Below are 8,514 nucleotides of genomic sequence, written 5' to 3' on the forward strand. Positions count from 1 at the left end.
TATCAATATGAAGACTAAAATAAAATCTTATTTACTGATGCTTGTAATGGCAGGAACTTCTGCTTTGACTTCTTGTGAAGGTTTCGACAGCATCAATGAAAATCCGAATGCTCCGACCCCGGAAAAGATTGATCCGGTTTATCTGCTTTCTCCAGTGTTTATCAGGGGCGTTTATAATGTAGACTTATACCAGCGTGTTCACAATCTATATGTAGATACTTATGCCCAATATTTCTCTAACGATAAATATTCATCCAACGTATGTGTTCCTAATAATGACTGGACACAGCAGTATTGGGATGCTCATTGGGGATGGATTGCCAACATGAATGAAGTGATTCGTATCTGTAAAGATAATCCGGCACATAATAATCTGGTGCAGGTTGCTCGTATCTGGAAAGTCTGGACATTTGCTCGTGCTACGGATCTGTTCGGTGATATCCCGTATTCAAAGGCTTGTGATGATTCAGGCGAAGCAGCCCCGTATGATACACAAAAAGATATCTATTATGATATGGTGAAAGAACTGGCTGAAGCTTCGGCTGCTCTTAATCCGGACGGCGATAATCTTGGCTCGGGTGATTTGATATTCCAGGGTAATGTAGCCCGTTGGAAATCATTTGCAAACAGTATGCGCCTTCGTTTGGCTATGCGTATGACTGAGGTAGATGCTGCCAAAGCAAAGCAGGAAGCTGAAGCTGCTGTAAAAGCTGATGGCGGTCTGTTATCAGGTATCAATGAGGATGTGAAGATCGTCCGTAAGAATTCTTATTACAAATTCGATTATGGTTATTATAATGCCGTGTCCCATTTGTTTAATGGCGGACGTATGACCATGAGTTATTCTATGCAGAAACTTCTTACAAACTTAGGGGGTATTCCTTTCCCGAAGAAAGAAGGTTATAAAGAAGTGCCTGAATATTGCGATCCGCGTGGTCCTATTTATTTTAATGTAACCAACCAGTACAATGGAGCTGGCGAAGAGTATCGCGGACGTTGGAGAGGTGTCCCTGCAGGTTATACAAAAGCGGTTAGTTTGGAACCAAACAATGTAAATAAGAATAATTCCCGTGTGGGTGTTTATTTCGTGGGTAGTACCAAAGAAACGGATGTACCGTTTACTGTAAATATGGACCGCGACCAAACACTGATGTATTATTCTGAAGTATGCTTCCTGCGTGCTGAAGGTGCCGTTCGCGGCTGGGACATGGGTGGTTCTGCTCAGAGCTTTTATGAGGAAGGAATCAAAGCTTCTATGAAAGAAGTGGAGATTGCGGATGATGTAATTGCTAATTATATGCAGTCTACTATGCCTAATTTATATGGAACGACTGTCCCCTTTAATGATACTAAGGGAGAAAATAATACCCAATTGGCAAAGATTATTACGCAGAAATATTTATCAGGTTTCCCGGATAATGGTTGGGAAGCATGGAATGATTATCGCCGTTTAAGTTTACCTACATTGGATCCGTTTGCTATGCCCGAAGCCGGTTATGTTACTGAAAAAGGCGCAATGGGTTGGAGAGGTTCTTTACGTCGTATTATTTATCCGGCAAGAGAACAGATTGTAAACGAAGCAAATTACAATGAAGCTGTTGCCCGTATAGGTGGTGATAAAACTACAACCCGTATATGGTGGGATGCTCAAAAATAAAAAGTAGTTTGGGTTAATTATAATGGCAAGCCCGGAAGGAAGACAGTACGTCGACCTTCCGGGTTTTTTTATAGGCTGAGGGTAATTTAGGCTTATTTGATTTTTCTGTTAAAAATGATTCAAATATTTAATTATTTAATATCTTTGTTGCAATCGCTGTGCCTGGTTAAAATAATTAAAAAACAAAATAGGCCGTACGTAATATTTTTAATAAGCGTGTCTATCTTAATAGAATGATGAAGTTAGTACCTAAATCGTGAACAATTTAAAAAGACTCAGATGGAAATTGACAGAACACGCACAAATGGATTTTTACTTGTATGTACAATAGCTTTAGGCTTTTTGCTATCATCATGTATGGATGCCGGGCAAAATATATTGACAGAACAGGAAAAAGCGGACGGATGGGAACTCCTTTTCGATGGAAAGACGCTGGACGGATGGAGAGATTATAATGGTACTGCACTTACCGGTCCATGGGAAGTTGTAGATGGAGCTATACAAGCCGATGGCAGAGGAAGTGATGCCAGCGGATATATTGTTACCGATAAACAATATGAAAATTTTGAACTTTCTTGGGACTGGAAAATTTCGAAGGGAGGAAATAGCGGAATGTTGTACCATGTAGTTGAACGTCCTCAGTTTGCCGTACCGTATGTAACCGGACCTGAATATCAATTATTAGATGATGCGAATATTACAGAGCCTTTGGAAGAATGGCAACGTTGTGGCGTTGATTATGCAATGTACCTTCCTGATTTCTCTAAAATAAAGGTAAAGCCTGCCGGAGAATGGAATACTTCAAAAATCGTATTTGATAATGGGCATGTAACTTATTTCATGAATGGTGAAAAAACGATTGAGTTTGACGCCTGGACAGATGACTGGTTCTCCCGTAAAAATAGTGGGAAGTGGGCAAATGCTCCGGAATATGGTTTAGCCCGCAAAGGAGTATTTTGTTTGCAAGATCATGGATATCCGGCATGGTTCCGTAATATTAAGGTTAAAGAACTTCCCCGGAAGTCGAAAGAAGTAGATCTTTTTAACGAAGTGGATCTGGCAGGTTGGGATAAGTATGGAACGGAATTATGGTATGTAAAAGATGGATTGCTTATTTGTGCGAGTGGTCCTGATAAGCAATATGGCTATTTGGCAACACGCGAATATTATGATGATTTTGATTTGACTGTCGAATTCAAACAAGAAGCAGATGGTAACTCAGGTATCTTTATCCGTTCTTTTGTAGAACCTGATGTAAAGGTTAATGGATGGCAGGTCGAGGTTGCTCCGAAAGGGCAAGATACAGGAGGCATTTATGAGTCGTATGGCCGTGGTTGGTTGATTCAGATTCCTGATGAGAAAGAAGATATTTTAAAATATGGCGATTGGAATACAATGCGCATTAAAGTGCAAGGAGATAATGTTCAAACTTGGTTGAATGGTGAAGAAATGGTTAATATCCGCGATGAAAAAATTGGTGCAGGGCAAGGACGTATAGCCTTACAAATTCATGATGGAGGCGGTATAAAAGTACTTTGGCGTAATCTGCATTTAAAAACTTTATAATATAAAATATTACTTTATAATTTAATAGTTATGAAAAACATATCCAGAAGAAATTTCCTGAAGTCAGGCGCTATAGCTGCTGCCGGTCTGACTATTGTACCGGGTTCGGTACTTGGCAAGTCGTTTGGTTATACGGCTCCTAGTGATAAATTGAATATTGCCGGAATAGGTGTAGGTGGTATGGGGCGCCGCAACCTGGCAAATATGAGTACAGAAAACATTGTTGCTCTTTGTGACGTAGATTGGAAGTATGCAGATAAGACTTTCAAAGATTATCCAAATGCAAAACGTTTCAAAGATTGGCGTGTGATGTTTGACGAAATTGGTAATTCTATTGACGCTATTATGGTAGCTACCCCAGACCATACACATGCTGGCGTTACTGCACATGCTATTACTTTAGGAAAACATTGTTATACACAGAAACCTCTTACTCATTCTGTTTACGAGTCACGTTTGCTGACTAAATTGGCAAAGAAGTATAAGGTCGCTACCCAGATGGGTAATCAAGGTAACTCATTTGACTGGTGCCGTCAGATTGCAGAGTGGATTCAGTCTGGTGTAATAGGCGAGGTTACAGAAGTACATTGCTGGACTGACCGTCCTATTTGGCCACAGGGGTTAATGCAACCGAGTGAAATTGTAAAGACTCCTAAGACATTGGATTGGGATTTATTTATCGGTCCGGCTCAAAAACGTCCGTATAATCCGGTTTATACACCGTGGAACTGGCGCGGATGGTGGGATTTTGGTACGGGAGCTTTGGGTGATATGGCTTGCCATATTATGGACCCGTTATACTGGGCCTTGGATTTGAAATATCCGACAAGTGTTATCGGTAGTTCTACACTGAGCAACCTTTATTCGCCTCCTCATGCTCAGATTGTAACTTATACATTCCCAGCTCGTGCTCCGAAGGGAAATGTTAAAATGCCGGAAGTGAAGGTTTATTGGTATGATGGCGGTTTGATGCCTCCTCGGCCGGAAGAACTGAAAGACGGACAAATGATGGGTGATGAAAATGGGGGTATAATTTTTATTGGAACAAAAGGTAAGATTATGACTGGTTGTTACGGTATGAATCCTACATTGTTACCAGTATCTGATATGGATCATTTCAATCAACCTAAGCCGACCATTGCACGTGTAAAAGGTGGTAATGGTAATATTTGGTCAACTAATGCTCATGAACAAGACTGGATTCGTGCTTGTAAAGAATCTCCGGAAAACAGAACAGAAGCGTCTTCAAACTTCCAGTTCTCCGGTCCGTTTAATGAAATGGTGGTTATGGGTGTTTTAGCTGTTCGCTTATCAGGTCTGCAAGGCTTGCACCGCGAATTGCAGTGGGATGGTGAAAATATGAAATTTACAAATATCTCTCCGACTGACAAGATAAAAATAGTAACGGTAGATGATTTCAAGGTTATTGATGGTGATCCGCGTTTTGATCGTCGTTTTGCTGAATTCAGTGCACAAGATATGGCAAACGAATGGATAAAACATACGTATAATAATGGCTTCTCTTTGCCTGATATGCCGAAGTAAAACTTTTAATAATAAATAATTATGATTGGACGAATTTCTAAAATAATAATTGCCGCTGTCTGTTGTTTGTTGGCATTGCCTTCATTGGCACAGACGAAGGCAGAAAAACAGGGTTGGCGCTTGGGTATGCAATCTTATTCATTTCACAAATTCACATTGGTGGAAGCTTTGGATAAGACGCATGAACTAGGTATAAAATGTATTGAGGTGTTTCCCGGACATAAATTAGGAGGTAAATGGGGAGATAAGGTTTTTGATTTTAATCTGGATCCTCAGACTCAGAAAGAAATAAAAGAACTGGCAGCCTCTAAGGGAATCAAGATTGTTGGTACAGGAGTTTATATAGCTGATAAACCATCTGATTGGGAAAAGATGTTCAAGTTTGCAAAAGCGATGAATATGGAATTTATCACTTGCGAACCGGCTCTTAAGGATTGGGATTTAGTAGAAAAACTGGCAAAACAGTATAATATTAAAGTTTCAGTCCATAATCACCCGCAACCTTCTGATTATTGGAAGCCAGAGAACTTGTTGAATGCAATTTCAAATCGTAGTAAGTTGTTGGGATCATGTTCTGATGTTGGACACTGGCGTAGAGAAGGTTTGAATCAGATTGATTGCCTGAAACAATTGAAGGGTCGTATAGTCTCATTACATTTTAAGGATATAGCTCCGAAAGTTGAAGGTGAAAAAGAACAGCATGATGTGATTTGGGGAACAGGAATTTTGGATGTAAAGGGAATGCTGAAAGAGTTGAAAAAGCAGAATTTTAAAGGGGTATTCTCTATTGAATATGAATACAACTGGGATAATTCGGTTCCTGATATTAAAGAATGTATCAAGTATTTCAACAAAACTGCCGATGAGATCTTATAAGTGGATAGGCATAGGTTAATAGGTAGTTATGCGTACAGGTAAGGAATGATTTCTGAACCTGTACGCTTTGCCTCGTAATAGAGAAAGTGTATTAGATCTAATATGAAAAATGAGAATAAAGGTTGACCTTATTTTTTTGTTGAGTATTTTTATCATGGGATTTTCTTGTATTTCGCAACAAGATGACCCTTTGAAAAGAGCATTGTCTATTGCAGGAGATAATCGTGCGGAACTTGAGAAAGTTTTGGAACATTACAAACAAGATACTTTGAAATTAAAAGCGGCTTGCTTTTTAATACAAAATATGCCTTCTCATTTTTCTGTTAATCAGGAAATGGATAGTGCCTTATGGAAAGTGTATGACAAACACGTAAATATTTCAGAAAAGTATAATTGGGAAATGTCTTTGAAATGGGGACGCGAGATAGATGATTTGAAAGATATATATGGATTTTTATATTCGTCAGCCAATAGTTTTAACACAAAACAGGATATTAAATCAATTTATATAGAGCCAGATGTCGGGATTGTGAAGTATAATCTTCACGATTATTTGAAAAACTGAAAGATTGATTTTTAGTTGCTTAATTGTTTAAAATCAAATAGTTTATGGTATCTGATGAAGAAATAATCATACAGATTAAGAATGGTAATATGACTGCATTCAAATCTTTGTTTGATTCGGTTTATTTCCAGCTGTATTTTCATTGTCGGAAATTTGTGCCCGACTCTGAGGATGCCAAAGACTTATTACAGAATGTATTCCTCCGTTTTTGGGAAAAAAGGAGCGAGATAGACATTCATACTTCGTTGAATGCCTATCTGTTTCGTTCTGTACAGAACGAATGTTTGAACTATATCCGTTCGAATAGAATTACAACTACTTTAGAAGAAGGTCTGCCGGATAATATAAGAAATGATTTTAATAATAATGAGCCTTCTCCTTTCTCTGATTTAGCTATACTTGAAATCGAAAAAATAGTAGAAAATACAATAGATAAACTGCCGGACCAATGTAAGTCTATTTTTAAATTAAGCCGGATAAATGGATTAAAGAATCAAGAGATAGCTGATAAATTGACTATCTCTGTCAGAACTGTAGATACGCAAATATATAGAGCACTTAAAATTCTAAAAGATAAATTGAAGGATTATATGTCTTCCTGAGAAAAAATTAGATAAAATAATATTTATGCTTGTAAGTAATCTTTTGTTTAGATGTGTCATATTAAAAAGTGAGGAAAGAACAGTTGATAGATGAAGGGATATATTAAAAATATAATTGGAGAAAGCCTAAAAGAAGAGGTCGATATTAATAATGAGTGGAGCCGTTTGGCTTCTTCTATAAATAGACTGTCAGGTGGCTCAAAAAAAAAGGTGTTTCTTCGATTGGTGAGTTATGCGGCAGCAATGTTTATAGGAGTTGTCCTTTCGATTTCTGCTTTCTATTTTGTGGAAAAAAAGCCATTGGCTATGGTTGGCACTTATAAGTTGGTAACAGATAAAGGTGAGAAAAGTTATTTGCAATTGCCAGATGGAACAAATGTATGGCTTAACTCATGTACTACAATAGAATATGCTCCTGATTACGGAAAAAGTAATCGGGATATTCATTTGGATGGAGAGGCTTATTTTGAAGTTGCAAAAAATAAAGAACTTCCGTTTATTGTAAAAACTAGTGGAGGTATTGACGTAAAAGCTGTTGGTACGGCATTTAATGTTCTGGCATATAGTGATGATGCAAAATTAATAACAACATTGTTTAGCGGAAAAGTAGTAGTTCAGCCGACATTAACGAAGCAACAAATACTGTTGGAGCCAAATCAAGTGGCAGTTTATTATAAAGGTAGAAATAAAATAGAAATTGTACCATATGATAAAAAAATGTTTGCTCAATGGAGAGGAGGAGCATTATCATTTGAAATGATGTATTTAGAAGACATAACAAAATTATTGGAGCGGAATTATAATGTAGTATTCCGTTATCAGAATCAAAAGATAAAAAAACTGAAGTTTAGTGGAAGTTTTCGGAATAGTGAAGATTTATCAGAGATTTTAAGAGTGATAAAAACTAATACATCAATAACTTATCAAGTTGTAAAAGATACTATAATAATTAAATAACAGGAATATTAATCTTTAAATCTAACAGCCTATGAGATAGAATTGAAAAAATCATTTTTATTACACAGTTAACCTATTTTTTTTAGATTTTATTGTATAATCTTAATTTCATTAATTATGGCAAATCATACAGGGAGTTCCGGAAGAACTAATTTTAGTACCCTGAGAAAATTTACTCTTCTTGGTTTGTGTACAGCCGCTTTCCAGTTTCAGGTGATGGCAGCTTCATCACAAATGATTACTTTGAGTATCACACGGGGAACCATTTCTGACGTTTTTAAAGCAATAGAAAGTCAAAGCGATTATAAATTTTTTTATAACAACAGCCAGGTCGATTTGAGTGACCAGGTAAATGTAAATGTTTCAGGAGGCTCGATAGAAAGCGTTCTTGATAATGTTTTTGCAGGTACCAATATTACCTATAAGATTGTAAATAACCACGTAGTCCTTACAAATAAGACTTCGAAAGAAGCAAAAGTTTCAATTGTCAACCAAAAAGGAAAAACCGTAACAGGTAAGGTTATGGATCCGAATGGAGAACCACTGATTGGCGTAAATGTACTTGTAAAAGGTACAACAATCGGTGCTACCACTGATATAGACGGAAATTATTCATTGGACGGTGTTCCAGCCAATGCTGTTTTGGAATTTTCATATATCGGTTACAACTCACAAAATATTAACATAGGAAATAAAAACAGTGTAAACATCACATTGTCAGAAGACACCCAGAAACTGGATGAAGT

General features: G+C 37.4%; 8 protein-coding genes. All 8 read left to right on the plus strand.

Annotated elements, in window-relative coordinates; all coding sequences use genetic code 11:
• Window positions 1-7 precede the first annotated feature (7 nt).
• Window positions 8-1,657 (plus strand): SusD/RagB family nutrient-binding outer membrane lipoprotein, encoded by a 1,650-nt coding sequence (locus tag CTY47_RS11185; RefSeq protein ID WP_099464820.1) that lies wholly within the window; start codon window positions 8-10, stop codon window positions 1,655-1,657.
• A 279-nt stretch (window positions 1,658-1,936) separates the two neighbouring features.
• On the plus strand, window positions 1,937-3,223 hold the full coding sequence (locus CTY47_RS11190; protein WP_099464821.1) for a 3-keto-disaccharide hydrolase: 1,287 nt from the start codon (window positions 1,937-1,939) through the stop codon (window positions 3,221-3,223).
• Between the two features lie 30 nt (window positions 3,224-3,253).
• Complete coding sequence (locus CTY47_RS11195) at window positions 3,254-4,768, plus strand: Gfo/Idh/MocA family oxidoreductase (RefSeq protein WP_099464822.1); 1,515 nt, start codon at window positions 3,254-3,256, stop codon at window positions 4,766-4,768.
• Window positions 4,769-4,789: 21 nt separating this feature from the next.
• Window positions 4,790-5,644, plus strand: coding sequence for a sugar phosphate isomerase/epimerase family protein (locus tag CTY47_RS11200; protein ID WP_099464823.1), 855 nt, complete (start codon window positions 4,790-4,792; stop codon window positions 5,642-5,644).
• Between the two features lie 190 nt (window positions 5,645-5,834).
• Complete coding sequence (locus tag CTY47_RS11205) at window positions 5,835-6,209, plus strand: hypothetical protein (RefSeq protein ID WP_143813381.1); 375 nt, start codon at window positions 5,835-5,837, stop codon at window positions 6,207-6,209.
• Window positions 6,210-6,253: 44 nt separating this feature from the next.
• Window positions 6,254-6,811, plus strand: a complete 558-nt coding sequence (locus CTY47_RS11210) for an RNA polymerase sigma-70 factor (RefSeq protein ID WP_099464825.1) — start codon at window positions 6,254-6,256, stop codon at window positions 6,809-6,811.
• 90 nt (window positions 6,812-6,901) lie between these two features.
• Complete coding sequence (locus tag CTY47_RS11215; protein WP_099464826.1) at window positions 6,902-7,768, plus strand: FecR family protein; 867 nt, start codon at window positions 6,902-6,904, stop codon at window positions 7,766-7,768.
• Window positions 7,769-7,885: 117 nt separating this feature from the next.
• A partial coding sequence (locus CTY47_RS11220) for an STN domain-containing protein (RefSeq protein WP_233202157.1) occupies window positions 7,886-8,514 on the plus strand: 629 nt, incomplete at its 3' end.

It is taken from the genome of Parabacteroides provencensis (genome assembly GCF_900232875.1).
Classification (GTDB): Bacteria; Bacteroidota; Bacteroidia; order Bacteroidales; family Tannerellaceae; genus Parabacteroides; species Parabacteroides chinchillae.

Bases quoted from the DNA above. Each gene is read 5' to 3' on its own strand.
- CTY47_RS11185 (WP_099464820.1), top strand. From the start codon at position 8: ATGAAGACTAAAATAAAATCTTATTTACTGATGCTTGTAATGGCAGGA.
- CTY47_RS11200 (WP_099464823.1), top strand. From the start codon at position 4,790: ATGATTGGACGAATTTCTAAAATAATAATTGCCGCTGTCTGTTGTTTG.
- CTY47_RS11215 (WP_099464826.1), top strand. From the start codon at position 6,902: ATGAAGGGATATATTAAAAATATAATTGGAGAAAGCCTAAAAGAAGAG.
- CTY47_RS11210 (WP_099464825.1), top strand. From the start codon at position 6,254: ATGGTATCTGATGAAGAAATAATCATACAGATTAAGAATGGTAATATG.
- CTY47_RS11190 (WP_099464821.1), top strand. From the start codon at position 1,937: ATGGAAATTGACAGAACACGCACAAATGGATTTTTACTTGTATGTACA.
- CTY47_RS11195 (WP_099464822.1), top strand. From the start codon at position 3,254: ATGAAAAACATATCCAGAAGAAATTTCCTGAAGTCAGGCGCTATAGCT.